This window comes from Dokdonia sp. 4H-3-7-5, from assembly GCF_000212355.1.
Classification (GTDB): Bacteria; Bacteroidota; Bacteroidia; order Flavobacteriales; family Flavobacteriaceae; genus Dokdonia.
Genome location: NC_015496.1, coordinates 817,343 through 842,812, shown reverse-complemented (window position 1 = coordinate 842,812; position 25,470 = coordinate 817,343). Strand labels below are relative to the sequence as shown.

The window sequence follows — 25,470 nt, the reverse complement described above, 5'->3', positions numbered from 1 at the left end:
ATTATGACGAAAGTAAGAGATCACATAGCAAAGGCAATAGAAGAGAAGAGAACCGATTTTTCATTTGAAATCTTGCCACCTCTCAAAGGGCAAAATATCAACACCATTTTTGATAATATAGACCCATTAATGGAATTTAAGCCGCCTTTTATAGATGTGACTTACCATCGTGAAGAATATATTTATAAGGAACGGGAAGACGGGTTGCTAGAGAAAAAGGTAGTGCGCAAGCGCCCGGGAACAGTGGGGATTTGTGCAGCAATCCAAAACCGCTATCAAGTAGACGCTGTGCCGCACGTTTTATGTGGTGGATTTTCTAAAGAAGATACTGAGAATTTTTTGATAGATATGGATTTTCTAGGTATTGAGAATGTGATGGCTCTACGTGGTGATGCAGTTAAGAGTGAAACTTACTACAAGCCCAATAAAAATGGGAATATCTATGCACAAGACCTCGTGGAGCAAATCATTGATTTAAATAACGGTACCTACTTAGATGAAGATTTGCAGAACAGTGCAAAAACAGATTTTTGCATAGGCGTGGCGGGATATCCGGAAAAGCACCTAGAAGCTCCAAGTCTAGAAAGTGATATTCATTTTTTAAAGAAAAAGCTAGAAGCTGGAGCCTGTTATGTGGTAACTCAAATGTTTTTTGATAATCAGAAATACTTCGACTTTGTAGATAAGTGCAGAGCCGCAGGTATTACAAAACCTATCATACCAGGTCTCAAGCCGCTGGCAACAAAGAAGCAACTCAATTTAATTCCGCAACGCTTTAGCGTAGACGTGCCAGATGCATTAGTGATGGAAGTTGTAAACGCAAAAGATGCTGCAGCAATTCGGCAAGTAGGGATAGAGTGGTGTATCCAGCAAAGTAAGGAGCTCAAAGCCGCAGGAGTCCCTGTGCTTCATTACTATTCTATGGGTAAAAGTGATAATATTAGACAGATAGCAGCGGCTGTTTTTTAATTGAAATGTTGTCATGGGAATTTACATGATTGTGATATTATCATTTATATACTGTTCATATCTCTATTTCTAAGTGCAGTTTTTTAGTACTTTCGTTTTAGATATGCTTTCGCGAAAAACTAAATACGGCATTAAAGCCCTAACATACATTGCCCGTGAACAACGGGAAGATGCTTTGGTGCAAATAGGCACCATTGCCGAAAGTGAGAATATCTCGCAAAAATTTCTTGAAAGCATTATGCTTACGCTTAAAAAAGCGGGCTTCGTATCCAGCCGAAAAGGTAAAGGAGGTGGTTACCAACTGCGACGTGAGCCTAAGGATATTAAAATGGTTGAGGTCATGAGAGTACTTGAAGGACCCGTTGCCATGCTACCATGTGTATCTCTTAATTATTATGAACGTTGTGCAGATTGTAAAGATGAAGATGCATGTGCTGTTCATAGTTTAATGATTCAAATAAGGGACAATACATTACTCGTTCTAGAGAAAAACACCCTTGCAGACCTTGTAGCGGCTGCTAGTTCGTAGTTCTATTCACTCGCTTTTTTCTTTAAAACAACAATTATTCTTGTTAACCTAAGTTAATAATTTTACATTTGCCGATTAACCCTAGTAATCCTATAGGAATAAATAATTCTGAAATGATTATCGATTCACTTGTTTTAAAACAATCAAAAAATACTTCTAAAGAGAAAACCTCTGCCTCGGCAGAAAAACCTATGCGCAGTATCGTGAAGTCCATAAGCTGGAGAGCAATAGGGACTCTTGATACAATCGCAATTTCGTGGTTTGTAACTGGTACGCTAGCCTTAGCGTTGAGTATAGGGGCAGTAGAATTAGTATCAAAAATGGCGCTCTATTTTTTTCATGAGCGTGTTTGGAATTTAATAAAATGGGGAAAATAATGAAGTTTACTAAAGAGCAAATAGTACAATTTAATAGTGCTTTAAAATCACAAAGCCCATCAGACGTTGTAAAATGGGCATTAGAACATGCTGGAAGACCTGTAATAACAACAAATTTCAGACCTTATGAGGCAGCCATCTTACATGTGGTTTCTCAGGAGTTTGATAAGATTAATGTAGTATGGTGTGATACAGGTTACAATACTCCAGAAACCTATAAGCACGCAGAAGAGGTTATTAATCAGCTAGCGCTTTCTGTTGATTTATATGTGCCACGACAAACACGTGCACATCGTGATGTAGTGATGGGTAATCCTTCAGTCACAGATGAAAGTCATAAAGAGTTTACAGAGCAGGTGAAATTAGAGCCTTTCCGTAGAGCTATGGAAGTGCATAAGCCAGATGTGTGGTTTACTAATTTAAGACAAGGGCAAACGGCACATAGAGATAATCTAGATATTTTAAGTTTAAGTAAAGATGGCGTTCTTAAAGTAAGCCCTTTTTACTATTGGTCAGATAGTGAGTTAGACAAGTACTTAATAGATCATGAATTACCCAATGAGCATAATTATTCTGACCCAACAAAAGTTTTAGAACATAGAGAATGTGGTTTACATCTCTAAGCAGAGAGACATATGAAAGAGATATTAAAGACTAATGCACTCGAGAGTGAGTCCATTTATATATTTAGAGAGGTAGTTGCTCAGTTTGAAAATCCAGTGTTATTATTTTCGGGAGGAAAAGATAGCATCACTTTAGTGAGACTTGCTCAAAAAGCATTTTACCCAGCCGCGATTCCATTTCCATTATTACATGTAGATACTGGTCACAACTTTCCAGAGACCATCAAATTCAGAGATGATTTAGTAAAGGAACTTGGACTCAATTTAATTGTACGTAATGTGCAAGATGCAATTGATCAGGGGAAAGTGACAGAAGAAACTGGTAAATATGCTAGTAGAAATAGTCTACAGACAACTACACTACTTGATGCTATTGAGGAGTTTAAGTTTGATGCATGTATAGGTGGCGCTCGTCGTGATGAGGAAAAAGCACGTGCAAAAGAACGTATCTTTTCGGTACGAGATGATTTTGGACAGTGGGACGAAAAAAATCAGCGACCAGAATTATTTGACTTGCTCAACGGTAATATAGAATTGGGACAAAACGTGCGCGTTTTTCCTATCTCAAACTGGACAGAGCTTGACGTGTGGAGCTACATACAACAAGAACAAATTGAAATTCCAAGTATTTACTTTTCACACACAAGAAAAACGTTTGAGCGTGACGGAATGATATGGAGTGCTTCAGATTGTGTGTATAGAGATGACAATGAAGAGGTAGAAGATCGTGTAGTGCGTTTTAGAACCGTAGGTGATATGACATGTACTGCCGCTGTAGCTTCTGAGGCAATTACCATCCAACAGATAGTAAACGAAATTAAAGTAAGCCGTATTTCAGAACGTGGAGCTCGTATAGATGATAAACGAAGTGAGGCAGCAATGGAAAAACGTAAACAACAAGGTTATTTTTAGATTATGGAGGTATTGAAACTGGCAACTGCTGGAAGTGTAGATGATGGAAAGAGTACTTTAATAGGTAGGTTGTTATACGACACGCAATCACTTACTGATGATAAACTTGAGGCTATAGAAAAAAGCAGTAAAAAGTTAGGGTATGATTACCTAGACTTTTCACTAGCAACAGATGGATTAGTGGCAGAACGTGAGCAAGGAATCACGATTGATGTAGCACACATTTATTTTTCGACACCTACTAAAAGTTACATTATAGCAGACAGCCCTGGGCATGTAGAGTATACTCGTAATATGATTACAGGAGCGTCAAATGCTGCTGTTTCTATTATTCTTATAGATGCTAGAAAAGGCGTTATCGAGCAAACATTTAGGCACTTCTTTATCAATGCGCTTTTACAAGTTAAGCACGTGGTAATTGCAGTAAATAAAATGGACTTGGTAGATTATGATCAGTCTGTTTTTGATAGTATTAAAAATGACATTGATGCACTTCGAGCAAAGAGTGGTTATAAAGATCAAGAGATAACGTTTATTCCTATAAGTGCACTTACTGGTGATAATGTGGCTTCCGCTTCCGCGAAAATGGACTGGTATCAAGGACCATCTATTTTAGAATATTTAGAAAATGTAATTCCAGAAGCAGCTAGCGATACGCCAATGCGTTTTCCAGTGCAATCGGTAATACGACCAAAAACCAATGCATTTCATGATTTTAGAGGGTATGCGGGTAAGGTGTATGGAAGTTCAATAGCGGTAGGAGACGAGATAACGGTACTGCCTAGTTTAAAATCTTCAAAGGTTCAAGATATATTCAGCTACAAAGATTCTTTTAAAGAAGCGCCAGCTGGTAACTCAATAACACTCACGCTAGAAGATGATATTAATGTAACTAGAGGTGATGTCATTGTGAAGTCTACCGAAGTGCCTCAACAAACCAAAGAGCTTACAGCAACCGTATGCTGGATGGATGACATGGTGCTTACGGCCGGTAAAAAGTACGAGCTACAGCATACAACGCAGCGCATACTTGCAAAGGTGTCTCAAATACAAGAAATTATCCCTACAGATTTTTCTATACCAGAAGCTGGCGCAAGTGAAGTAACAATTAATGAAATTGCAACGGTACATTTTAAACTTGCCAAATCACTTTTTTATGATCGTTATACAGATCATAAACAAGGAGGCTCATTTATTATCATAGACCCTATTACAAATACAACAGCTGGAGTAGGGTTTATACAGTAAGCCAATCATCATAGTATGTAAAAAAACAAAGCCCATTCTTTAAAAGAATGGGCTTTATCATTAGTAGTTGTCTTAGTGTATTACTTCTTTGCTAAGAAAGGGTACCTGTAATCTGTAGGAGTTACAAATGTTTCCTTAATCATACGTGGGCTTACCCATCGTAATAAGTTAAGCATAGAACCAGCCTTGTCATTAGTTCCAGATGCACGAGCTCCACCAAAAGGTTGTTGCCCTACAACTGCTCCAGTAGGTTTGTCGTTAATATAGAAGTTACCTGCCGCATTTTTAAGAGCCTTAGTAGCCTCTTGTACAGCATAACGATCTGTTGCTAGTATTGCTCCAGTAAGTGCATACTCACTAGTGCTGTCTACAAGCTTAAGCATCTCGCTCCAGTCTTTATCTTCATATACGTAGATAGTCATTACTGGGCCAAAAAGCTCTGTGTGCATTGTTGTATAGTTAGGATCTGTAGTTACGATAACAGTAGGCTCAATAAAGTAACCTTTCTTCTTGTCGTGTCCACCACCTACGATGATCTCTGCATTTGCATCTTCTTTTGCTTGGTCAATATATTTTGCGAGCTTGTCAAAAGATCCTTCGTGTATTACCGCAGTAATGAAGTTAGTCATATCCTCTGGAGAACCCATTTTAAAAGACTTTACATCTTCTATAACGTACTTTTTTACTTCTTTCCAGATAGAAGCAGGGATGTAACCGCGACTTGCCGCACTACATTTCTGTCCTTGGAATTCAAAAGCACCACGCGAGATTGCTGTTGCAACTTGCTTAGCAGGAGCACTAGGGTGAGCAACGATAAAATCTTTACCACCAGTTTCACCTACGATACGTGGGTATGTTTTGTAATTGTGAATATTCTCACCTATTTTTTTCCAGATATCCTTAAATACGTGTGTAGATCCTGTAAAGTGTAGTCCAGAAAAATCTGGGCTTGCAAGTACTGTATCTGTAATCATGATAGGATCTCCGTGTACAACTTGGATTACACCATCTGGTACACCAGCTTCACGGAAGATGTCAAGAATAATCTTAGCAGATAGCATCTGGCTATCAGAAGGCTTCCATACTACTACATTCCCCATAAGTGCACAGGCAGCAGGAAGGTTTGCAGCAATTGCGGTAAAGTTAAAAGGAGTAATCGCGTAGATAAATCCTTCTAGTGGACGGTATTCTAATCTATTCCAAGCTCCAGAAGTAGACTCTGGCTGCTCATTATAGATGTCTGTCATAAACTGCACGTTAAAACGTAAGAAGTCTATAAGCTCACAAGCAGCATCAATTTCTGCTTGATAGATTGTCTTAGACTGGTTGATCATCGTTGCAGCATTAATCTTTGCGCGGTATGGTCCTGCAATAAGCTCTGCAGCTTTAAGAAAGATTCCTGCACGTTGCTCCCATGGAAGCTCTGCCCACTCTGTACGAGCTTCTAGTGCTCCAGCGATTGCTTGATCAATATGTGTTTTTTCTGCAAGATGATACTCACCTACCACTTTCTTGTGATCGTGTGGTGGAGTGATCGTGCGTGTGTTTTTTGTGCGCACTTCTTTACCGTTGATGTACATCGGTACTTCTGTATGTGCATTAAATAATTCTTTATAAGCTGCTGCTACCGCCTCGCGTTCTGGAGAGCCTGGAGCATACGATTTTACCTCTTCGTTTACAGCAACTGGAACTTGAAAAAATCCTTTTCCCATGATGTTTTTTTGTTTTGTTTTTTACGAATTGTAAAGTTACAAATTTAAGATAGGATGATACAGGTCTTTGGCAAGAGTGTAACAAGTGGGGTTTTTATGCTTTCGCGAAAGCGTAACTTAGAAACATGTTTAAGGAAACCGTACCATTCTTTTTTTCGTAATTTCACCCATTAAACTGCGACTTATCCCTCAATGTGCACTGTAACTTATATTCCGAAAGAAAATAATACGTTCATTCTTACGTCTAATCGTGATGAGGCGGTGGGTAGAACTACGCTCGCTCCAGACTTTTATGATGTAGATGGAACAAAAATGCTATTCCCAAAAGACGCCGTCGCTGGTGGAACGTGGATAGGTATTTCCGAAAAAAATAGGATGATATGCTTGCTTAACGGAGGTTTTGAAATACACGTGAGAAAAGAAAGTTACAGAATGAGCCGTGGCATCGTTGTAAAAGAACTTCTTAAGGCAGCCGATTTGTCTGAGGCTATCGATACGTTCAATTATGAGGGTATTGAACCTTTTACAATTGTTGCTATAGATTGGAGTGGTGATCTCAAAGCGACAGAATTAGTTTGGGATGGTGATAAAGCACATATAACATTATTAGATAATGAGCCTAAAATATGGTCCTCATCTACCTTATATGATGCTACTATGAAAGAAAAACGTCGTATGTGGTTTGCTGCATTTAAAGAAACTACAGATTGGAGTAAAGAGAGTTTGTTTGAATTTCACACCAAAGCAGGAGAAGGAGATGCGCATGTTGACTTACAAATCAATCGCGGACTTTTAAAAACAGTAAGTGTTACTCAGGTGGAGAAAATAGATGATACATGCGTGATGACGTATAATGACCTTCAAAAGGAAGAAGTTCACACCGCTCAATTTGAAATGATACCTGCGTGATATATAACGGGAAGATTATAGTGCTCGCGTTTCCAGATACGTTTGTAAAAATGTCTGATGAGCTCATGTGTAAAATTTTACCATTGATGGGTCTTGGTACACGTACTCACATTAAAGCGGGTCATGCGGCACTTGTGCTTATAGAAAATAAGACTGGTAAAGCACAATATTTTGATTTTGGAAGATATATTACTCCCAAAGGAAAAGGGCGTGTGCGAGGAGCTAATACAGATGTAGAGCTTGAAGTACCCGTAACGGTTATTGTGGAGGGTGGAACACTTGAAAATCTAGATGAGCTTTTGCTTTGGCTAGATGCACATCCAGAAAAAACGCACGGGTCAGGCAGACTTGTAGCTTCGCTTTGCTCGGCTATTAATTATGAGAAAGCACTTGCTTACATTCATTCACTACAAAATCAGGGCAGTGTTCCTTATAAAGCCTTTGGAAAAATAGGAAGTAATTGCGCTCGTTTTGTTACAGAGACGATACTAGCTAGTACAGAGGATAAGACTATTATTAAATACCTTAAGCGTAACAAGAAGTTCACACCGAGTACCGTAGGTAATGTTGAGAAAAGCGCTTCAGAAGAAGGAGTTTATCAAGTTCTTAACGGTGTGATTGCTCCATATAACTCAACTGCGCTACGCGAGAATCTTACAAATTACTTTGATAGACGAGTTCCCGCTGCATACACTGTTGAAGATGAGGGTGTGTTGCCAGAAAACGTTTACTTTCTAGAGGGCACAGGTAGTAGTGCTTATTTTCACCTTGAGATTCTCTCTGAGATAAAAGGCATTGTTAGAAGATTTACTGAGTTTGGTGAGCAGGATTTTGAGGGTGTGACCACTTTTCCAAAGGATTTTTCGGTGATGGGTAATTATCGTTTTGTATACGATAGTAATTGTGCTTTTTGTACGCTTGAACAGGGGAATTCACATTTTCGCCTTGAGCTTACTTCTCAAGAATTCTCGGCTATTAGTTTAAAGCAAACGGTGCACTCAGCTTAAATACTGGGATTTTTACTCTAAAATTACGTGTAGTAGTAAAGTTTACCATTTGGTAAAAACCTTGCATTGCCCCAAAGGCAGAGTTGAGCAAGCATCCAGAACTGTAGGTGTGGCTTTCGCCAGGTTTAAGAACAGGTTTTTTACCTATGACACCTTCTCCGGCAACGGTCTCTGGTGCGCTAAGGGCATCTGTTATTCTCCAGTGACGAGCCATAAGTTGCACGCTATCTTTACTCTGATTTGCAATCGTTATTTTGTAGCCAAAGGCATAGCGCATTTTATGATTTTTATAAAATGTACCCTCAAAGGTAGTCTCTACAGAAATTTTAATTCCTCTTGTAACTTGTTGTACCATTCTTAAAATAAAAATGCAGTGATTGCAAAGAAAATCACGGCAAATAATGTTGCTCCTAAATAGAATATGATATTTAAAAATACAAATTTTAGTAACGTCCACCTTCGTTTTTGTTTGTAAAAATTACGAAGTGCCTTGTAAAAGTAAAAAGGACCTACTAATAGAAGTAGGAGTGATGCAACTATTTCATCCCCAATAAGTAGGTCTGGAATTAAGGCAATGAGTAGTACTAGAAAGACCCAACTAAAGATATGGAATATGAACACTAGATGTTCCATATAGTTGAATCGTTTTTTTGAATAAATCAGCCACAAAAAGAGTGCAAAAATTGGTGCGAAAAAGAATAAGAAAAAGGGAATTTTAGAAGCTAAGAACCTAATAAAACGTGCTGGATTATCTTTTACACGTTTTATATCTTCATTCTTGCTATATAAAAAAATGTTTGTTCTAGTCTTGCTAAAGTTTAAACTATCGAGAGCAGTTACTGGATCACTTATTTCTGTATACTCAAAGAAATCATAAAAAATCTCGCCCTTTGTTGCAATTTTAGAAAGATACATCCCGTCAATAGAGGCTTCAGAACGGGTGCTGTAAGGAACTTTCTTGACGGCTCTCTTTGTGGAGTCCTTTGTCTTTTTTCGCTCTTTAAGTTTTGAGACGCTATTTTCTATAGTATTATTAATTCTTTCTTCTAGCAGATCTGCATCTTCTTGGTTGAGGTCTTGAAGTTCATTTATGTTGATGTCTTTCGTTATGGCTTTTATTGCGTCAATATCTCCTTGTGCTTCATCAACATTGAACTGGATGGCTCCATCATCTGTGAAGTCTAAGTCATTATTACCATTTATAAAGCCTATGATGGCTAGTATTATAAAGTAAGAAATAGAGGCGCTTAGAAAAAACCGAAAAGGGTTTGCATATTTAAGACGTTTGCCATCTACATAATACCTAGTGATGGTGCCTGGTTTAAACAATAAATCTTTTACAGTGTATCTAAAACGAGAATCATAAGTAAACACGCTCAGTATAAACTCATTGAAAAAATCTTTGAGAGTAAGTCTCTTAGTGGTGTTAATCTGTCCGCAGTATGCACAAAAGCGGTCGGAGAGTTCTAGAGGGTGCTTGCAGTTTAAGCACTCTACTCCTCTATATCGCATTGCCTTTCGGCTAGTTGATTTGATTTCTGTTTCCTTCACGATATAAATATAGGATTTTTAGAAGGATACGCTTTCGCGAAAGCGTAAAGAAGTAATACTAACTGTTTACAACAGGATTAATTTGTAATCTGGCTAGAATTTGTAGTGCCATATCCTAGGAGTTCATCAAAACGTCCACCTGGTCTGCGGTAGTACACTAATATTTGATAATCATTTTCTGTCTGCCAGAAATTGCCGTCTATATTCTTTTTTTCTTCTATGCTTCCATCTGCATTCACTAGTACGTAGCGATAGTTATAAAAACCTTGCTTTAGTAAATAAGGTAATTCATAACGGCGTGAGTCACCATTATAAGTTAGTGCAGTGCTCTTGTCGATTACATAATTATTAAAGTTTCCATAGATATGGATAGACTGTCCTTCGTTAATTTCTGGATACTGCAAAGAGAAATGAATCCACACATACTCTGCCTCTGTGAGTGGTGTTCGACCTTGTAAGGTGTTTATTAAGAAGTTGCCATTAATGTCTGGATTGTAAGTGTATGGTTCATCATAACGAGCGGGACTTGTGTATAGATAATTGTGGTAAAGACTTTTAAGCTCTATGCTGCGTATGGCAAATGTAGAAGATCGCACATCTTTATTTTCAAAGTTAAAAAACTCATTACCACCCCAGAAAGCTGTTTCTTGATCATAGCGATACTCAAGTTTGCTCCCTATATTATATTGAGGATTTATGCCTGTAATAGCAGTTTTTAAGTTGTTATTCTGGATGAGAACGGTATGTAAATTAGTTTTTGGATTGATAATGAGGTCATCACCAGAGTCTACGAAAAAGCGTAGCACCTGTTTATTATCTATGTATCTCAAGTCGCGAGACCTCTTAACCTCTGCTCCCACACTATATTGAGGATTAAAAATCATAAACTTACGAGAGAAAACAAGATTGTCATCCTCATCATAAATACTCAAGAGGTAATTACCTGTTTTAGTAAGTCTCTTAGTCATCTGGTTAGGGATGCTTAGGTCGTAATGAGTGTAAAGTTGTAGAGTGGCAACCGAGTTTTCAAACCCGAGAATACGCACATTATCCATGCCATCCATAAACTCAGAACGTACGAGATTACTAGGTGTCCAGTCTGCATTATGATGTGTTATCTTATAAAAATAATCACGCTCATCTCCTATAATATCGTCAAAAGAAAGTCGCAAACTGCTCCCCAGTTTTATAATAGGCAGCGAGGTGCCGGTAGTACTGTTTTCATTAAACTGTACAGTTTTTATAAATGCAGGTTCTGGAAGTTCTTGTGCTACTTGAGCAGCAGCAGACAGCGAAATTACAATCAATAAAATGGTGAAATATGGTCTCATAAAAACATGGATGGATACCAAATATAAACAATTTTGATGCCGAGATATTGCGTTAATCGATATGGTGTGGCAAATGATGATGTTTGATGATAATGCTTACGCGAAAATGTGATAACGGGAAGTGAATCTCAACAATGGAGCATAACGTAAGATTGCAAGCATTTTCATTCCTTTTTAAGAATTGTGCGCCTTAATTTGATGTTATTTTAAAATTAATTTTGAGGAGTCTGAGCCAAATAGGCTTAACAAGAATCTTAAAAAGAGATATTTTTTACGGTTAAAACGTTTGAAATATAGTGTTTTGAGAAGCTTTGTTTAATGAGTCGTGTAAAACATTATTTAGAAATGTTATAAATAATACTTTCACTTAGTCACACTCGGAAATACGGACGGTATTATGTAAATTTGCAAACCTCAATTTAAGAGGATTTTAGATAACATAAATCTACTGACATATGTCAAAAGACATCAGAATCAAAAAAGGTCTTGATATCCGATTAGTAGGCGAAGCAGAAAAAACAATTTCTGAAGCGCCTAGATCGCGTACCATTACTATTAGACCTTCAGATTTTCATCTCATTACCCCTAAAATGGTCGTAAAAGAAGGAGCGACCCTACAGGCTGGAGATGTAATATTTTACTCAAAATCTCAAGAAGAAATCAAATTTGTATCTCCAGTTGCTGGAACAATTACAGAAATCAAGCGTGGCGCACGCCGTGTGATTACTGATATTGTAATTGAAGCAGATTATGCTGGTGCTACTCGTGATCTTGGAGCTTTAGGAGCATCTGCAAGTGCAGAGGCGGTGAAAGCGAGATTACTTGAGGGAGGGGTTTGGCCATTTATCAAGCAACGTCCTTATGATGTTGTTGCAAACCCAACAGTAACTCCAAAGGCGATTTTTATCTCTGGATTAAATACAGGGCCACTCGCTGCAGACCTTGATTTTGTTCTTGCAGGGAAGGAGGCGCACTTACAAGCAGCAGTTTCTGCGCTTGCAACGCTTACTTCTGGAGGTGTTCATGTATCTATAGGAGCAAGCTCTTCTATATTTTCTGGACTTAAAGATGTTGTAACTCATACAGTAAAAGGACCACACCCAGCTGGGAACGTTGGAACTTTAATAAATAAAACGAGCCCAATTAATAAAGGTGAAACTGTATGGACGATTGCCGCACAGGATCTAGCTATTATTGGAGAGTTGTTGCTTACGGGTAAGTTTAATGCACAACGTGTAATATCTGTATCTGGTTCATCTATCAAAGCACCTAAGTATTATAAGACAATGATAGGGGCAGAGGTTTCTACATTTGCATATGCTGCAGGAGTAGAGGGAGATAATAATCGTTTTATTTCTGGTAATGTACTTACTGGTAGTAAAGTGAGTCCAGAAGGAGCTTTAGGTTTTTATGCAACTGAGTTTGTTGCTATTCCAGAAGGAGATGATTATGAATTCTTTGGGTGGAATAAGCCTGTTTTTGATAAGATATCTCCATCTAGAGCACTTACGTTCTCATGGATGCAGCCTAATAAAAAGTATGATCTTGATACTAATACAAATGGTGAGCACCGTGCGTTTGTAGTAACAGGAAACTATGAAGAGGTTTTTCCTTTAGATATTTACCCTATGCAAATCCTTAAGGCTTGTATGGTAGAAGATCTAGATGAGATGGAAGCACTTGGGATGTATGAAGTAGCTCCAGAAGATTTTGCACTTACTGAATTCATGTGTGTGTCTAAACAGCCACATCAAGAAATTATCAGAAAGGGATTAGATGTTATGTATAAAGAAATAGGATAAGTTATGGGAATGAAAGAAAGTTTACATAAGCTTAAAATGAAGTATGAAGGGAAGAAGATGGCTCCGGCTTTCAACGCACTTCACACTTTTTTATACGCTCCTAACGAGACAACACATAGTGGTGGTCACATTAGAGCGGTAGATGATTTAAAGCGAACAATGAACACGGTAATCATTGCATTGATTCCTTGTTTGTTATTTGGAATATTTAATGCTGGATACCAGCATTACTATGCAGTTGCAGAGGTAGCTGGAACAGCAGCAGAGTATAAAGCTGTAGGTTTCTTTGATGGAAATTTCTGGAACTGGGATAACTTTGCAATGGGAGCTTGGACAGTATTACCACTTGTGGTGGTTTCTTACGGTGTAGGTCTTCTTGTAGAATTTATTTTTGCAGTTATAAAAGGACATGAAGTAGAAGAAGGTTACCTAGTAACGGGAATGCTTGTGCCACTTATTGTTCCTATTGATATTCCATTATGGATGCTTGCGGTAGCAGTAATCTTTGGTGTGGTAATAGGTAAGGAAGTATTTGGAGGAACAGGGATGAACATCCTTAACCCTGCACTTACTATCCGTGCTTTCTTATTCTTTGCATATCCTACTTGGATGTCTGGAGATAAAGTATGGGTACACCAAGCAGTAGATATGGCTGGACAGCCAGATGCAATCTCTGGAGAAACTATCTTAGGTAGTTATGCACAGAATAGTACTGTTGCTTATGACTACTGGGACATGTTTGCTGGTTTTATACCAGGTTCTGTAGGAGAAACTTCAAAGCTTTTAATCATTTTTGGAGCGGCATTTTTGATCTTTTCAAAGATAGCAAGCTGGAGAATCATACTTTCTGCGATAGCAGGAGCGCTAGTAATGGGGCTTATCTTTAATGGTGTAGTTGACGCAGGATGGATTGATAGCTCAAGTAAGTTTTACGGATTAATGAGTGTTCCTTTCTGGCAACACCTTATTATAGGTAGTATCTTATTTGGTGCTGTGTTTATGGCAACAGATCCAGTTACAGGATCACAAACTAACAAAGGGAAATACATCTACGGATTCTTAATAGGATTTATCTCTATCATGATTCGTGTATTTAACCCAGCATACCCAGAAGGAGTATTCCTTGCAATCTTATTAATGAATGTATTTGCTCCTACTATTGATCACTACGTGGTTCAAGGGAATGTGAAGAAGAGAATGAAACGTCTTAAACTTAAAACAGCATAACGATGGCAAAGACAGACGGAAACGGATATACGATTCTATTTGCAACTATTATGGTAGTTGTAGTAGGAGGAGTGCTTGCAGGACTTGCAACAGGTCTTAAGCCAGCAATTAAAGAAAATGAGCGCTTTGAAAAGCAACAGAACATTCTGTATGCAATGGGTGTGAATGAGAATGTTGAAGGTGAAGGAGGTGTTAACTTTATCCCTACTGATAAGGTAGAGGCAGAGTATGACAAATACATCAAAGAAGCTTACATTATACAGAGTGGTAAAATCACACAAAGTGAAGAGGCATTTACTGTAGATATGAAGAAGCAAAGTAAATTACCTAAAAATGAGCGTAAGATGCCTCTGTTTGTAGGTGAGAAAGATGGTCAGAAGTTTTATGTTGTACCTATGTACGGTAAAGGACTTTGGGATGCTATCTGGGGTTACGTTGCTTTAGACGATAACTTGATTGTACAAGGTGTGTATTTTGATCACAAAGGTGAGACGCCTGGACTTGGTGCAAATATCAAGGAGCGTTATTTTATGGATGACTTTACAGGAGAGCAGATAATGTCTAAGACACAATATTCTGGAATCACTGTAGCAAAGGGTAATAACGATCCAAAAAACGAACGTAAAGAAGATAATAAAGTAGATGCTCTTGCAGGAGCTACTATCACAGGTGATGGTGTAAGTGCAATGATTAAGAGTACACTTAAGAATTACGTTCCATTTATTCAAGATTTTAAAACCAAAGCATAATGGCGATACTATCAAAAAAAGATCAAAGACTTATACTTGATCCGCTTGCAGATGATAACCCAATTACTATTCAAGTATTAGGTATCTGTTCTGCACTTGCAATTACAGCGCAATTAAAAGCATCTATTGTAATGGCAATTTCTGTACTTTTTGTACTCGGGATTGGTAACGTTGTAATATCGCTTTTACGTAATGTGATTCCTTCAAAAATTCGAATCATTGTACAACTTATCGTTGTAGCAACGCTAGTAATTGTGGTAGATCAAACGCTTAAGGCATTTGCTTATGAGCTGAGTAAAGAGCTATCTGTCTTTGTAGGACTGATTATTACAAACTGTATTATTATGGGGCGTTTTGAAGCATTTGCTTTAGGAAACGGGCCTTATAGATCATTCTTAGATGGGATAGGTAATGCACTTGGTTATGGTGTGATACTTATTATGGTAGGTTTCTTTAGAGAGCTCCTAGGTTCAGGAACACTTCTTGGATTTAAAGTACTTGGAGATCCTATTGAAAAAACAGGACTGTACAGTATAGGATATGAGAACAACGGATTTATGTTGCTATCACCTATGGCACTTATTGTGGTAGGTTTGATTATCTGGGTACAGAGATCAAGAAATCCTGCTTTAGTAGAAGAGAACTAAGAATTAATTTTCACGCTTTCGCGAAAGCGTAAACCTATAAAATCAAAGATATGTTAGAGCATATTGAATTATTTTTTAAATCCATTTTCATCGATAACATGGTATTTGCAACATTCTTAGGAATGTGTTCATACCTAGCGGTGTCAAAAAAAGTTACTACTGCTGTAGGACTTGGAGCTGCAGTAATATTTGTACTTGCGGTAACAGTGCCTATTAACTGGTTACTTGATCAGTACATATTACGTGACGGTGCTTTAGCGTGGTTAGGTCCCGAGTATGCAGATTATGACTTAAGTTTCTTATCGTTTATATTATTTATTGCAACTATTGCAACAATGGTACAACTGGTGGAAATTGTAGTAGAGAAATTCTCGCCATCACTGTATAACTCACTTGGTATTTTCTTACCACTTATTGCAGTAAACTGTGCCATCTTAGGAGGGTCATTGTTTATGCAATCTAGAGATATCCAAACGTTAGGTCTTGCCTTCAACTACGGTATATCTTCTGGTATAGGTTGGTTCTTAGCAATTCTTGCAATTGCTGCCATTCGTGAGAAAATACGTTACTCAAATGTTCCTGCGCCTTTAAGAGGATTAGGGATTACATTTATCATCACAGGATTGATGGCAATAGGATTTATGAGTTTTGGAGGAATGCTTACTGGAGGTGATGAAGAAGAAGCTCCAGCAGTAGAAGCTGCACAGATAGAAGTAAAAGAAGAAGGTCAACCGGTAGCTATGATCGCTGTTGACAAAATTGCTAACGAAAAAGAAAACTAATTATGATACTAGCCGCATCAATGTCCGGCGTTGTCATCGCGACAATCGCTGCCTTTTTGGTACTTACGTTACTGCTCGTGGGATTATTGCTTTTTACAAAGCAAAAGCTATCTCCATCGGGGCCTGTAACAATTACAATAAACGGAGAGAAACAAGTAGAGGTTGCCTCAGGAAGTACATTACTTTCTACATTAGGTAACAACAAAATATTCTTACCATCTGCCTGTGGAGGTGGAGGTACTTGTATACAGTGTGAGTGTCACGTTCTTGAAGGAGGTGGAGAAGCATTGCCTACAGAAACGCCACACTTTTCTCGTAAAGAACTTGCTCATGGAGCGCGTCTTGCTTGTCAGGTAAAAGTAAAGCAAGATATGAATATCACTATCCCAGAAGAAGTATTTGGGATCAAGAAGTGGGATGCAACCGTAGTACGTAACTATAACGTAGCATCATTCATTAAGGAGTTTGTAGTAGAGATTCCAGAGGATATGGGCTACAAAGCTGGAGGTTATATTCAGATTGAAATCCCTGAATGTACAATCAATTATAAAGATATTGATATCACGGCTCACCCAGAGGAGCATGAAACTCCAGATAAGTTTCAAGCAGAATGGGATAAGTTTGGTTTATGGCCACTTACCATGAAAAATAATGAAACCGTAGAGCGTGCATACTCAATGGCTTCCTTCCCAGCTGAAGGTCGTGAGATTATGTTGAACGTACGTATTGCTACTCCACCATGGGATAGAGCAAAAAACCAATGGATGGATGTTAACCCTGGGGTTGCCTCATCTTATATATTTGCACAAAAGCCTGGTGATAAAGTAGTAATTTCTGGTCCTTATGGAGAGTTCTTCATAAACGAGTCTGAGTCTGAGATGCTTTACGTAGGTGGTGGAGCAGGAATGGCGCCTATGCGTTCTCACCTGTATCACTTATTCAAAACTCTTAAAACAGGACGTACTGTTACTTACTGGTATGGAGGACGTTCTAAGCGCGAATTGTTCTACCTTGAGCACTTCCGTGAGTTAGAAAGAGAATTTCCTAACTTCAAGTTTTATCTAGCGCTTTCTGAGCCTATGGAAGAAGATAACTGGAAAGTAAAAGATTCTACAGATGGAGAAGGAGACGGTTTTGTTGGTTTCATTCACCAAGTAGTAATTGATCAATATTTAAGTAAACATGAAGCTCCAGAAGATATCGAGCTTTACTTCTGTGGTCCTCCTCTTATGAACAACGCTGTTCAGAAAATGGGAGAAGATTATGGAATTCCAGATGAGAACATTCGTTTTGATGACTTTGGAGGATAGTATATAATTTCGCTTTCGCGAAAACCTAAAAACCCGATACAGCAATGTATCGGGTTTTGTGTTTCTACCCTCCTGAGTGCTTTCAAAAGTAACGGGTGGTTAGGTAGAAATAAACATGAATATTATCTTTGTATTATGGCAGAACTCCTCACAGAACAAGAGCTTCATAACCTCGCGATGAATATCGTGGGAGATGATCTTACTAGTCAAGGCTACGAATTTATGGCAGTAAATTCTAAGCTTAAAAAGGATCCACAGTTTGTGGCTCTCAAGGATAAAAAATTACATTTTGTTATCGTACGAGCTCGTACATTCCCAGAAGATGCAAATCTGTATGACGAGGCGCAAATGATAAGAATGCGTGATCATGCTATAAAGTTTGAAGCCCGCACTTTTTATGCTGGAGTAGGGCTTGGACATGGTGATAATTATCAATTACCAGTAGAGAAGGATAAGCCTTATCGAGAGATATACAACGGACTTCAAGAAATAACTTAATGAGATTACTTTTACTTTTTCTAGCCATTACTATTTTTTCTTGTAAACAAGATAATGTAGCAGATGAGATTACTATCCAAGGAGATGCATTTGGAACTACGTATGCAGTAAAATATTTTGGTCCAGAGCAAGACGCAATTCGTATCAAAAAAGGAATTGATTCTGTTATTTATGCAGTTAATAAATCAATGAGCACTTATTTGCCCGATAGTGATATTTCTAAGATTAATAGAGGAGATAGTACTATTGTAATAGATGATATGTTTAAGGATGTGTATTCGCTTTCGCGAAAGCTTAATAAAGCCACATCAGGCTATTTTGACCCTACAGTAGGAACATTGCGTAATGCGTATGGATTTGGAGATACAGAGGCGCTTAAGTTAATTGATAGCACGGCTCTTGATTCATTAATGAAGTATGTAGGTTGGGATAAGGTAACGCTCAGTGAAAATGATAAAATCCAAAAGACTTATCCAGAGATATATTTTGATTTTAATGCTGTGGCAAAAGGTTATGGTGTGGATAGAGTTGGCATCTTTATGAATGAAGAAGGATACCGTAATTTTCTTGTAGATATAGGAGGAGAAATAGTGGCTTCTGGATTTAATGAAAGAAAACAAGAGTCTTGGATAGTTGGAATAGAAAATCTTGACTCGCCTTTAGAAAAACGTACACATAGCGCATTGGTAGGTCTAAGAGACAAGGCAATGGCTGGATCTGGTAATTATAGGAAGAATCGTATTGATGAAACTACAGGCGAGCAATACGTTCATACTTTAAATCCACTTACGGGTTCTGCAGAACGCAGTGATGTCCTTAGTGCAACCATTATCGCAGTAGATTGCGCTACGGCAGATGCTTGGGCAACTTCATGTATGGCAATGGGCCTTGATCGTGCTAAGGAAGCTTTAAAAGGTCAAGACGTAGAGGCTTACTTAGTTTATGACGGTGGAGTGTATATGACGGAGGGGTTTGAGGAATATATTCAGGATTAAAACCTCGTAGATTACTTATAACAAACAGGTAGTATCTCACCTTGAGCTAGTCTATATCTATCTACTTCTTCTTGAGATAGGGTGTTTGTGTAATCAACTTCGTCTACTTTAAACCCTATACTTCTTAGCTTGTCAAAATAGTCGCGACCGTAGACACGAACGTGATCATATTGTCCAAAAATCTTAGCTCTTTCGTCACGATCTGTGATGGTGTCATCTTCAAAGGTTGAGGCTCTATCTAGCTCTTGAGGAATTTGTAAAATCGCCATCCCACCTGGTCTTAACACGCGATATAATTCTTGCATCGCTTTAGTATCATTTGGGATATGCTCTAATACATGATTACAGAATATGAGATCATAACTGTTTTCGCCGAAAGGCAAATCACATATATCTGCTTTTACATCTGCTAGCGGAGAGTTTAAATCTGTGGTAGTATAATCAAGGTGTGCGCTTTCGCGAAAGCGTTTATAAAAAGCTTGCTCTGGAGCAAAATGCAACACTTTTCTTGGGGAAGTAAAGAAATCTGTTTCCCGTTGTAACCAAAGCCATAAGAGTCTGTGACGTTCTAGTGAGAGCGTAGATGGAGACAGTACATTCTCTCTTGGTGTACCATAACCGTACGGTAAAAATTTCTTAAATGTTTTTCCGTCTATAGGATCCTCGTAACGGTCACCTTTCAAAAAGGTAGCCATAATAGGTCTCACCACATAACTAGCCCTTATTAATAAAGGTCGCGGAATGGCGTTTAAGAAAAATTTGAAAAGCTTTTTCACTAGTTAAAGCACTAAAGCTTGCTGGCGAAAAGGAGTTTCCTCATCGCTCTCAATTCCTAGTGCTTTATAGATGTAAGCAAAAGTAGATAGTAATTCCGGCTTGCCATCTAGTATAGCTACGTCATGTTCAAAATGAGCGCTTGGTTTATTATCGCGCGTAGTAATCGTCCAGCCATCATTGTGCTGTGTGATATTGCGAGTTCCCATATTAGTCATAGGTTCGATGGCTACTACCATCCCTTCTATAAACTTTTTACCACGTCCACGTTTACCATAGTTAGGCATTTCTGGATCTTCATGCATGGTAGTTCCTAGACCGTGACCTACAAGTTCGCGCACTACACCATAGCCATGATCTTCTGTAAATTTCTGAATAGCATACCCTACGTCACCTACGCGATTCCCTATTTTAAGTTGTTCTATTCCCACATAAAGAGATTGCTTAGTAACTTCAAGTAATTTCTTTACTTCTGGTGCTACTTCGCCTACTTCAAATGTGTAGGCGTGATCGCCATAGAAGCCATTTTTGATAGCTCCACAATCTATAGAGATAATATCTCCTTCTACAAGAGGTTTGTTGTTAGGAATTCCATGAACAACCTGGTCATTAGGACTCATGCAAAGTGTGTTCGGAAAATCGTATAAACCCAAGAAACCTGGAATCGCATCTTGTGAACGTATATAGTCTTCTGCTATCTTATCGAGATATAGTGTGGTTACTCCTGGTTTTACCTCTCCAGCAAGTATGCCTAAGGTACGAGATACTACTAGCGCACTTTCACGCATTAATTCTATCTCTTCTCTTGTTTTCTGTATAATTGCCATTATGCGTTTTCGTCTTTAAAAAGCTCCTCTATGCGAGACATAAAGCTCTTCTTTGTTTTATTTCTAGCAGGTTTACTGCGTTTCTGTTTTAGCGTAGGTGATTTCTCGGCACTGCTGCCTAATATTTGATAGATTTCTCCCCAGCCCATCATACCACGTACATCGCGATCATCAATAAAAATATCTGCGTTGATCTTGCGGCTTATCTCTTCGCTTAAAACTTCTTCTGGATAGCTTTTATTTATGGCATAAAATGTTATGCCATTATCCTTACAAAACTGAACCGCTTCATCTAAGCGAGCGCCACTTCTATAGGTCCATAGAATAAGGCGGTTTCCTTCTTGTTGTAATTTTTTAAGGGTATCAAAAGCAAATAACATAGGCTTACCAATCCCCGGGTACGCATTTTCTACAATGGTTCCGTCAAAATCTACAGCTATGGTTTTTGTTGTTTCGATTGCTTTAAAGTTTATGCAAAATTACAAAAAGATCAACGGTTAGTTATACATAATAGCAAAGGGCTTCTAATGAATTATTAGAAGCCCTTATTTATAAATAAATAGTTGTTATTGTATCAAGTCACCTTTTGGGTCTGAACCGTATTGATTAGGGCCGTGAGTTCCTTCTGTAGCCATAAGTATCAATAACCAAATACCGCCTATAAATGGCACAAAGCCTATAAAGTACCAAGTGCCGCTTTTACCCTGGTCATGAAGCCTGCGCACTACTACCGCAATACTAGGTATGAATAGAGCGACTATGTACAGAAAAAGTAATAGACCTCCTATCATCATTAGCGCTTCACTCTCCATAATTGCTCCAACAATAAGTGGAATATAAGAAAGCATTACGAAAATAATATTAAAAAGCGCAAACATCCAATACTCTTCCCTGCGCGCTCTTCCTTCAAAGTTTGCATAATTGTCTCTTACTACTTTTAAATACCATTTCATAAATTGATTGTTTTTTGATTAATGTTTAAGGCGCTAAGCTAATAAAAATCATAGCTCCTTTGAAATTATATAAAAAAATAAAACCCTCATGAAGATGAGGGTTTTAAGATTAAGTATTAATCGTCTATTTACTCAGCATAAGCATGCTTATAATCTTCGCCAGATAGAATCTTTGCCATATCTTTCTCTAAGCTTTCTAGAGGATACTCTACAATGCGACCTAGTTCTTGACCATCTTTCATGAAAATGAATGTAGGCACATTTGTTATATCTTTTCCTTTTACTAGTTCTTCTGGAGCTGTTTTGTCCTCTGAAACAGTGATAAGTTTTACAGTTTCACTTTCATAATCTACTTCATCAAGAATTTTGAAAAAAGCAGGTACCTCACGCTGACTGTCCTCACACCACGTTCCCATGAATATGGTAATTCTTACGTCTTTGAGACCTTCTTTTATAGCCGTAAGAGACTCCATGTTTATAGTATGATTCTTATAGCTATTCATAAACCATTCGTTATATGGTTCAGACTCTAGGGTTTCTCGCTCTTGTGCGCCTAAAAGAATGGCAATCCCATTGTCGTCCACATTTTTATCTACAACTTCTACTTCTTCTACCACCACAACTTCTTCGGTAGGGGTTTTTTCTTTACAAGAGAAAGTGAGTGCTATAATGGCTGCTAAGGCAATAATATTAGTTTTCATAAGAGTGTTTATAAGGTTCTCCATTTAAAATTTTAAGCATGTCTTCTTCTAGACTTTCTACTGGACGCTCCACAATACGTCCTATTTCTTTACCATCTTTTTTAAAGATAAAAGTAGGTACACGTATGATGTTATTCCCGTCGGTATATATTGTAGGTTTTTTCTTGGTACGATCTACTGTGATAAGCTCTAAGTCTTGATTTTTAAAAGAAGCTTCATCAAGTATCTTAAACATTCTAGGGGTCTCACGTTTACTATCTCCACACCATGTTCCCATAAAAGTAGTGATAGTAACACCTTCTAGCCCTTTCTCTATGTCTTTTATGTAATCTGTATTTACTACATATTTTGCATAGTTAGGATTAAACCAACTATCAAAAGGAGCTTGCTTGAGCGCACTTCTATCTTCCTTGCCTACGAGCATAGTCTTTTGTTTTGGAGCAGGTTTTGCCACTACCGCTGGGAGTGCAGGCTTGGCAGGTTTTTTTGGTTCTACAGTTTCTGCAACTTGAGGGGTAGGAGTGGCTTCTACTGCTTTTTTTGAGCTATCACAACTTGACATAAGAGCAAGAAGTGCGAGTGTTATATAAAAATGTTTCATTGTCTTTGTAATTTATATTAGTGGTGTGCAATCCATAACCCCCGGTTGATTCACGCCTAATAGTTTTAAAACCGTAGGAGCAATATCAGATAGAATACCATTATTAATTTTCTTGATATCCTTGTCAACTAGAATTACGGGTACAGGGTTTGTTGTGTGAGCCGTATTTGGAGAGCCATCAGGGTTAATCATTACCTCGGCATTTCCATGGTCGGCAATGATGATTACGGTGTAGTCATTTTCTTCGGCGGTGGTAACGATGTCTTTAACACAAATATCTACAGTCTCACAAGCTTTAATTGCTGCCTCCATAACACCGGTATGACCTACCATATCTGGATTTGCAAAGTTGAGACAAACAAAATCTACCTCTCCTTTGTTTATTTCTGGAACTATCTTATCACGTATTTCAAAGGCGCTCATTTCTGGCTGTAAGTCGTAGGTGGCAACCTTTGGTGAAGGTGCGAGCAATCTAGACTCTCCATCAAAAGGTTCTTCTCGGCCTCCAGAAAAGAAAAATGTTACGTGTGGGTACTTCTCAGTCTCGGCGATGCGTATTTGCTTTTTTCCAGCATTTGCAAGTACCTCTCCTAAGGTATTTACTAAGTTATCTTTATCATAGATGACTTTCATACCTGTGAACGTGTCATCATAATTTGTCATGGTAACGTAGTACAAGTTTAGCTTTTGAGTGTCTTGCTCAAGAAAATCTTTTTGAGACAACATTTCTGTTAGTTCGCGACCACGATCTGTTCTAAAGTTAAAGAAGATCACCACATCACCTTTTTGAACGGTAGATATACTCTCGTTATCTTGGGTTACAAATATCGGGTCAATAAACTCATCCGTTTTTCCGGCATCGTAGCTATCTTGAATAGATTGTACAACATCTTTAGTAGGTGTTCCAGCACCTTTGGTAATTAGATTATATGCAAGAGCAACGCGTTCCCATCGTTTGTCTCTATCCATCGCATAGTAGCGACCTATTACAGATGCTAGTTGTGCGTTGTGCGCTTTCGCGAAAGCAGAAATATCTCCTATAAGTTCTTTTCCAGATTTTGGATCTACATCACGACCATCTGTAAATGCGTGAATGTAAGATTGAGGAACTCCTGCATTTTCGGCAGCGAGAATAAGACCTTTAAGGTGGTTGATGTGTGAGTGTACACCTCCATCAGAAACAAGACCTAGAAAGTGAACAGATTTATTGTTTTCTTTCGCGAAAGCGAAAGCATCTTTCAATACTTGCTCATCTTTAAGCGTATCATCTTTGAGTGCTTTATTGATTTTAGCAAAATCTTGATATACAATACGACCAGCACCTAGGTTCATGTGGCCTACTTCGCTATTACCCATTTGACCTTCTGGGAGGCCTACATTCTCACCATGAGTGAGTAATTGAGCATGTGGGTACTTATTGTAAAGGCTATCTATAAATGGCGTTTGCGCTTGGTCTACAGCAGATACTTTCTTGTCTGGAGCCATGCCCCATCCATCAAGTATCATGAGTATTGTTTTCTTATTCATTTTCTTAGGTTATAACGTAAAGATAAAAACAAAACCTCGCGAGAGCGAGGTTTTATAAGGGTTTTAACGAAAACGGTTGCGCTACATTGTAGCTGGACCCGTGTAACCATATTTCTGGATACTCTCCTTTATTTGCTCAATACGATTCTCTGGATCTGGGTGTGTGCTAGAGAATTCTGGCTGGCTACTGCCACCACTTGCTGCTTTAAGTATTTTCATCACACCTATCATCTGGTATGGGTCATACCCAGCGCGTATCATAAAACGTACCCCTAGGTCATCACTTTCTAACTCATCATCACGGCCGTTACCTAGTAACACACTCTGACCTATAGAACCAGCAGCACCGCCCATGCCGCCGCCTACCTCTGCACCCATAGAGATGGTAGACCACATGCTAGAGTTTTCGGCACGCTCTGCGCTGTGCTTACCTAGAACGTGACCTATTTCATGTCCAAGAACACCTGCGACTTGATCTTCATTTTCAAGTTTTGAAAGTAGGGCATACGTAATAAATATTTGCCCTCCTGGGAGTGCAAATGCGTTTACGGTTTGTTCATCTCGCAATAAATGGAAGTCATATCTATAAGGTGTCTCACGAGCCATACTTTCTTGTACAAGTTTGTTTCCCACTTGGTCTACAAAAGATTGAAGTTGCTGGTCTGGGTGTAAACCGCCATGCTGCTCTGCCATTTGCGGGGCATATTGAATCCCCATTGCTATCTCCTCGTCTGGAGACATACTTATTGCCTGTACCTTTCCTGTATATGGATTTTCCTCGCGATTGCTGCAATTTTTAAAAAGTGCAAAAGCAACAATAGCAACACCAATAAGTAATCTGATCTTAAGACCACTGCCTCTTTTCATAATATGATGGTTAATTTATTTGTGGCTCTAAGTTACTTAAAA

28 protein-coding genes are annotated in these 25,470 nt (G+C 38.4%); 16 read left to right on the top strand and 12 right to left on the bottom strand.

Features of this window, described 5'->3' with window-relative positions:
• Positions 1–3 precede the first annotated feature (3 nt).
• The 6 genes from metF to KRODI_RS03720 all read left to right on the top strand — a co-directional run bounded on the left by metF (position 4) and on the right by KRODI_RS03720 (position 4,658).
• Entirely contained in the window at positions 4–969 is a 966-nt protein-coding gene (metF, locus tag KRODI_RS03745) for a methylenetetrahydrofolate reductase [NAD(P)H] (RefSeq protein ID WP_013750240.1), read from the top strand.
• 103 nt (positions 970–1,072) lie between these two features.
• Positions 1,073–1,498: an RrF2 family transcriptional regulator gene (locus tag KRODI_RS03740; RefSeq protein WP_013750239.1), complete on the top strand. Its 426-nt coding sequence runs from the start codon at positions 1,073–1,075 to the stop codon at positions 1,496–1,498.
• A 113-nt stretch (positions 1,499–1,611) separates the two neighbouring features.
• Positions 1,612–1,875, top strand: a complete 264-nt coding sequence (locus KRODI_RS03735) for a DUF2061 domain-containing protein (protein ID WP_041295612.1) — start codon at positions 1,612–1,614, stop codon at positions 1,873–1,875.
• A complete protein-coding gene (locus tag KRODI_RS03730; RefSeq protein ID WP_013750237.1) occupies positions 1,875–2,498 on the top strand; it encodes a phosphoadenosine phosphosulfate reductase family protein in 624 nt (207 codons plus the stop codon). Before KRODI_RS03735 ends, KRODI_RS03730 begins: the two co-directional genes overlap by 1 nt.
• Positions 2,499–2,510: 12 nt before the next feature.
• Positions 2,511–3,410, top strand: a complete 900-nt coding sequence (cysD, locus tag KRODI_RS03725; protein WP_013750236.1) for a sulfate adenylyltransferase subunit CysD — start codon at positions 2,511–2,513, stop codon at positions 3,408–3,410.
• A 3-nt stretch (positions 3,411–3,413) separates the two neighbouring features.
• A complete protein-coding gene (locus tag KRODI_RS03720; protein WP_013750235.1) occupies positions 3,414–4,658 on the top strand; it encodes a sulfate adenylyltransferase subunit 1 in 1,245 nt (414 codons plus the stop codon).
• A gap of 80 nt (positions 4,659–4,738) precedes the next feature.
• Here KRODI_RS03720 and pruA read toward each other — a convergent pair whose 3' ends face one another.
• The gene (pruA, locus tag KRODI_RS03715; protein ID WP_013750234.1) at positions 4,739–6,370 is read right to left on the bottom strand and encodes an L-glutamate gamma-semialdehyde dehydrogenase; all 1,632 of its coding nucleotides are present in this window, start codon (positions 6,368–6,370) and stop codon (positions 4,739–4,741) included.
• Between the two features lie 192 nt (positions 6,371–6,562).
• Between pruA and KRODI_RS03710 the strand changes: the two genes are divergently transcribed.
• On the top strand, positions 6,563–7,279 hold the full coding sequence (locus KRODI_RS03710; RefSeq protein WP_013750233.1) for an NRDE family protein: 717 nt from the start codon (positions 6,563–6,565) through the stop codon (positions 7,277–7,279).
• Positions 7,276–8,286, top strand: a complete 1,011-nt coding sequence (locus tag KRODI_RS03705) for a DUF6695 family protein (protein WP_013750232.1) — start codon at positions 7,276–7,278, stop codon at positions 8,284–8,286. The genes KRODI_RS03710 and KRODI_RS03705 overlap by 4 nt, the downstream gene beginning before the upstream one ends.
• Here KRODI_RS03705 and apaG read toward each other — a convergent pair.
• The 3 genes from apaG to KRODI_RS03690 all read right to left on the bottom strand — a co-directional run bounded on the left by apaG (position 8,255) and on the right by KRODI_RS03690 (position 11,168).
• Positions 8,255–8,641: a Co2+/Mg2+ efflux protein ApaG gene (gene apaG, locus KRODI_RS03700; RefSeq protein ID WP_013750231.1), complete on the bottom strand. Its 387-nt coding sequence runs from the start codon at positions 8,639–8,641 to the stop codon at positions 8,255–8,257. The two genes, KRODI_RS03705 and apaG, sit on opposite strands and share 32 nt — an antisense overlap.
• 2 nt (positions 8,642–8,643) lie before the next feature.
• On the bottom strand, positions 8,644–9,837 hold the full coding sequence (locus tag KRODI_RS15050) for a DUF3667 domain-containing protein (RefSeq protein WP_013750230.1): 1,194 nt from the start codon (positions 9,835–9,837) through the stop codon (positions 8,644–8,646).
• A gap of 77 nt (positions 9,838–9,914) precedes the next feature.
• Positions 9,915–11,168 (bottom strand): type IX secretion system plug protein domain-containing protein, encoded by a 1,254-nt coding sequence (locus tag KRODI_RS03690; RefSeq protein WP_013750229.1) that lies wholly within the window; start codon positions 11,166–11,168, stop codon positions 9,915–9,917.
• A 455-nt stretch (positions 11,169–11,623) separates the two neighbouring features.
• On the opposite strand from KRODI_RS03690, the gene KRODI_RS03685 reads away from it, so the two are divergent.
• The 8 genes from KRODI_RS03685 to KRODI_RS03650 all read left to right on the top strand — a co-directional run bounded on the left by KRODI_RS03685 (position 11,624) and on the right by KRODI_RS03650 (position 19,178).
• Positions 11,624–12,970, top strand: a complete 1,347-nt coding sequence (locus KRODI_RS03685; RefSeq protein ID WP_013750228.1) for a Na(+)-translocating NADH-quinone reductase subunit A — start codon at positions 11,624–11,626, stop codon at positions 12,968–12,970.
• 3 nt (positions 12,971–12,973) lie between these two features.
• Positions 12,974–14,197: an NADH:ubiquinone reductase (Na(+)-transporting) subunit B gene (locus tag KRODI_RS03680; RefSeq protein WP_013750227.1), complete on the top strand. Its 1,224-nt coding sequence runs from the start codon at positions 12,974–12,976 to the stop codon at positions 14,195–14,197.
• A gap of 2 nt (positions 14,198–14,199) precedes the next feature.
• The gene (locus KRODI_RS03675; RefSeq protein ID WP_013750226.1) at positions 14,200–14,946 is read left to right on the top strand and encodes a Na(+)-translocating NADH-quinone reductase subunit C; all 747 of its coding nucleotides are present in this window, start codon (positions 14,200–14,202) and stop codon (positions 14,944–14,946) included.
• Positions 14,946–15,593 carry an NADH:ubiquinone reductase (Na(+)-transporting) subunit D gene (locus tag KRODI_RS03670; RefSeq protein ID WP_013750225.1) on the top strand — a complete coding sequence of 216 codons (648 nt, stop codon included), beginning with the start codon at positions 14,946–14,948 and terminating at the stop codon, positions 15,591–15,593. The genes KRODI_RS03675 and KRODI_RS03670 overlap by 1 nt, the downstream gene beginning before the upstream one ends.
• Before the next feature lie 50 nt (positions 15,594–15,643).
• Positions 15,644–16,375, top strand: coding sequence for an NADH:ubiquinone reductase (Na(+)-transporting) subunit E (gene nqrE / locus KRODI_RS03665; protein ID WP_013750224.1), 732 nt, complete (start codon positions 15,644–15,646; stop codon positions 16,373–16,375).
• A gap of 2 nt (positions 16,376–16,377) precedes the next feature.
• The gene (nqrF, locus tag KRODI_RS03660; protein WP_013750223.1) at positions 16,378–17,685 is read left to right on the top strand and encodes an NADH:ubiquinone reductase (Na(+)-transporting) subunit F; all 1,308 of its coding nucleotides are present in this window, start codon (positions 16,378–16,380) and stop codon (positions 17,683–17,685) included.
• A 135-nt stretch (positions 17,686–17,820) separates the two neighbouring features.
• On the top strand, positions 17,821–18,183 hold the full coding sequence (locus KRODI_RS03655) for a hypothetical protein (protein WP_013750222.1): 363 nt from the start codon (positions 17,821–17,823) through the stop codon (positions 18,181–18,183).
• Positions 18,183–19,178 carry an FAD:protein FMN transferase gene (locus KRODI_RS03650; protein ID WP_013750221.1) on the top strand — a complete coding sequence of 332 codons (996 nt, stop codon included), beginning with the start codon at positions 18,183–18,185 and terminating at the stop codon, positions 19,176–19,178. Before KRODI_RS03655 ends, KRODI_RS03650 begins: the two co-directional genes overlap by 1 nt.
• 11 nt (positions 19,179–19,189) lie before the next feature.
• Here the strand turns inward: KRODI_RS03650 and KRODI_RS03645 are convergent, their stop codons facing one another.
• The 8 genes from KRODI_RS03645 to KRODI_RS03610 form a co-directional block, all read right to left on the bottom strand.
• On the bottom strand, positions 19,190–19,954 hold the full coding sequence (locus tag KRODI_RS03645; protein ID WP_013750220.1) for a class I SAM-dependent methyltransferase: 765 nt from the start codon (positions 19,952–19,954) through the stop codon (positions 19,190–19,192).
• Between the two features lie 3 nt (positions 19,955–19,957).
• Positions 19,958–20,779 (bottom strand): type I methionyl aminopeptidase, encoded by an 822-nt coding sequence (map, locus tag KRODI_RS03640; protein ID WP_013750219.1) that lies wholly within the window; start codon positions 20,777–20,779, stop codon positions 19,958–19,960.
• Complete coding sequence (locus tag KRODI_RS03635; protein ID WP_013750218.1) at positions 20,779–21,237, bottom strand: BT0820 family HAD-type phosphatase; 459 nt, start codon at positions 21,235–21,237, stop codon at positions 20,779–20,781. Before KRODI_RS03635 ends, map begins: the two co-directional genes overlap by 1 nt.
• 108 nt (positions 21,238–21,345) lie before the next feature.
• Positions 21,346–21,732 (bottom strand): DUF805 domain-containing protein, encoded by a 387-nt coding sequence (locus tag KRODI_RS03630; protein WP_013750217.1) that lies wholly within the window; start codon positions 21,730–21,732, stop codon positions 21,346–21,348.
• A gap of 128 nt (positions 21,733–21,860) precedes the next feature.
• Positions 21,861–22,433 carry a thioredoxin family protein gene (locus KRODI_RS03625; RefSeq protein WP_144782991.1) on the bottom strand — a complete coding sequence of 191 codons (573 nt, stop codon included), beginning with the start codon at positions 22,431–22,433 and terminating at the stop codon, positions 21,861–21,863.
• Positions 22,423–23,034, bottom strand: coding sequence for a thioredoxin family protein (locus KRODI_RS03620; RefSeq protein WP_013750215.1), 612 nt, complete (start codon positions 23,032–23,034; stop codon positions 22,423–22,425). Before KRODI_RS03620 ends, KRODI_RS03625 begins: the two co-directional genes overlap by 11 nt.
• A gap of 12 nt (positions 23,035–23,046) precedes the next feature.
• A complete protein-coding gene (gene gpmI, locus KRODI_RS03615) occupies positions 23,047–24,561 on the bottom strand; it encodes a 2,3-bisphosphoglycerate-independent phosphoglycerate mutase (RefSeq protein ID WP_013750214.1) in 1,515 nt (504 codons plus the stop codon).
• Between the two features lie 81 nt (positions 24,562–24,642).
• On the bottom strand, positions 24,643–25,428 hold the full coding sequence (locus tag KRODI_RS03610) for a M48 family metalloprotease (RefSeq protein ID WP_013750213.1): 786 nt from the start codon (positions 25,426–25,428) through the stop codon (positions 24,643–24,645).
• Between the last annotated feature and the right edge of the window lie 42 nt (positions 25,429–25,470).

What these genes read in the sequence shown, in the direction of transcription:
- metF (WP_013750240.1), top strand. Translation starts at nt 4, where the DNA reads ATGACGAAAGTAAGAGATCACATAGCAAAGGCAATAGAAGAGAAGAGA.
- KRODI_RS03740 (WP_013750239.1), top strand. Translation starts at nt 1,073, where the DNA reads ATGCTTTCGCGAAAAACTAAATACGGCATTAAAGCCCTAACATACATT.
- KRODI_RS03735 (WP_041295612.1), top strand. Translation starts at nt 1,612, where the DNA reads ATGATTATCGATTCACTTGTTTTAAAACAATCAAAAAATACTTCTAAA.
- KRODI_RS03730 (WP_013750237.1), top strand. Translation starts at nt 1,875, where the DNA reads ATGAAGTTTACTAAAGAGCAAATAGTACAATTTAATAGTGCTTTAAAA.
- cysD (WP_013750236.1), top strand. Translation starts at nt 2,511, where the DNA reads ATGAAAGAGATATTAAAGACTAATGCACTCGAGAGTGAGTCCATTTAT.
- KRODI_RS03720 (WP_013750235.1), top strand. Translation starts at nt 3,414, where the DNA reads ATGGAGGTATTGAAACTGGCAACTGCTGGAAGTGTAGATGATGGAAAG.
- pruA (WP_013750234.1), bottom strand. Translation starts at nt 6,370, where the DNA reads ATGGGAAAAGGATTTTTTCAAGTTCCAGTTGCTGTAAACGAAGAGGTA.
- KRODI_RS03710 (WP_013750233.1), top strand. Translation starts at nt 6,563, where the DNA reads ATGTGCACTGTAACTTATATTCCGAAAGAAAATAATACGTTCATTCTT.
- apaG (WP_013750231.1), bottom strand. Translation starts at nt 8,641, where the DNA reads ATGGTACAACAAGTTACAAGAGGAATTAAAATTTCTGTAGAGACTACC.
- KRODI_RS03690 (WP_013750229.1), bottom strand. Translation starts at nt 11,168, where the DNA reads ATGAGACCATATTTCACCATTTTATTGATTGTAATTTCGCTGTCTGCT.
- KRODI_RS03685 (WP_013750228.1), top strand. Translation starts at nt 11,624, where the DNA reads ATGTCAAAAGACATCAGAATCAAAAAAGGTCTTGATATCCGATTAGTA.
- KRODI_RS03680 (WP_013750227.1), top strand. Translation starts at nt 12,974, where the DNA reads ATGGGAATGAAAGAAAGTTTACATAAGCTTAAAATGAAGTATGAAGGG.
- KRODI_RS03675 (WP_013750226.1), top strand. Translation starts at nt 14,200, where the DNA reads ATGGCAAAGACAGACGGAAACGGATATACGATTCTATTTGCAACTATT.
- KRODI_RS03670 (WP_013750225.1), top strand. Translation starts at nt 14,946, where the DNA reads ATGGCGATACTATCAAAAAAAGATCAAAGACTTATACTTGATCCGCTT.
- nqrE (WP_013750224.1), top strand. Translation starts at nt 15,644, where the DNA reads ATGTTAGAGCATATTGAATTATTTTTTAAATCCATTTTCATCGATAAC.
- nqrF (WP_013750223.1), top strand. Translation starts at nt 16,378, where the DNA reads ATGATACTAGCCGCATCAATGTCCGGCGTTGTCATCGCGACAATCGCT.
- KRODI_RS03655 (WP_013750222.1), top strand. Translation starts at nt 17,821, where the DNA reads ATGGCAGAACTCCTCACAGAACAAGAGCTTCATAACCTCGCGATGAAT.
- KRODI_RS03650 (WP_013750221.1), top strand. Translation starts at nt 18,183, where the DNA reads ATGAGATTACTTTTACTTTTTCTAGCCATTACTATTTTTTCTTGTAAA.
- map (WP_013750219.1), bottom strand. Translation starts at nt 20,779, where the DNA reads ATGGCAATTATACAGAAAACAAGAGAAGAGATAGAATTAATGCGTGAA.
- KRODI_RS03630 (WP_013750217.1), bottom strand. Translation starts at nt 21,732, where the DNA reads ATGAAATGGTATTTAAAAGTAGTAAGAGACAATTATGCAAACTTTGAA.
- KRODI_RS03625 (WP_144782991.1), bottom strand. Translation starts at nt 22,433, where the DNA reads ATGAAAACTAATATTATTGCCTTAGCAGCCATTATAGCACTCACTTTC.
- KRODI_RS03620 (WP_013750215.1), bottom strand. Translation starts at nt 23,034, where the DNA reads ATGAAACATTTTTATATAACACTCGCACTTCTTGCTCTTATGTCAAGT.
- gpmI (WP_013750214.1), bottom strand. Translation starts at nt 24,561, where the DNA reads ATGAATAAGAAAACAATACTCATGATACTTGATGGATGGGGCATGGCT.
- KRODI_RS03610 (WP_013750213.1), bottom strand. Translation starts at nt 25,428, where the DNA reads ATGAAAAGAGGCAGTGGTCTTAAGATCAGATTACTTATTGGTGTTGCT.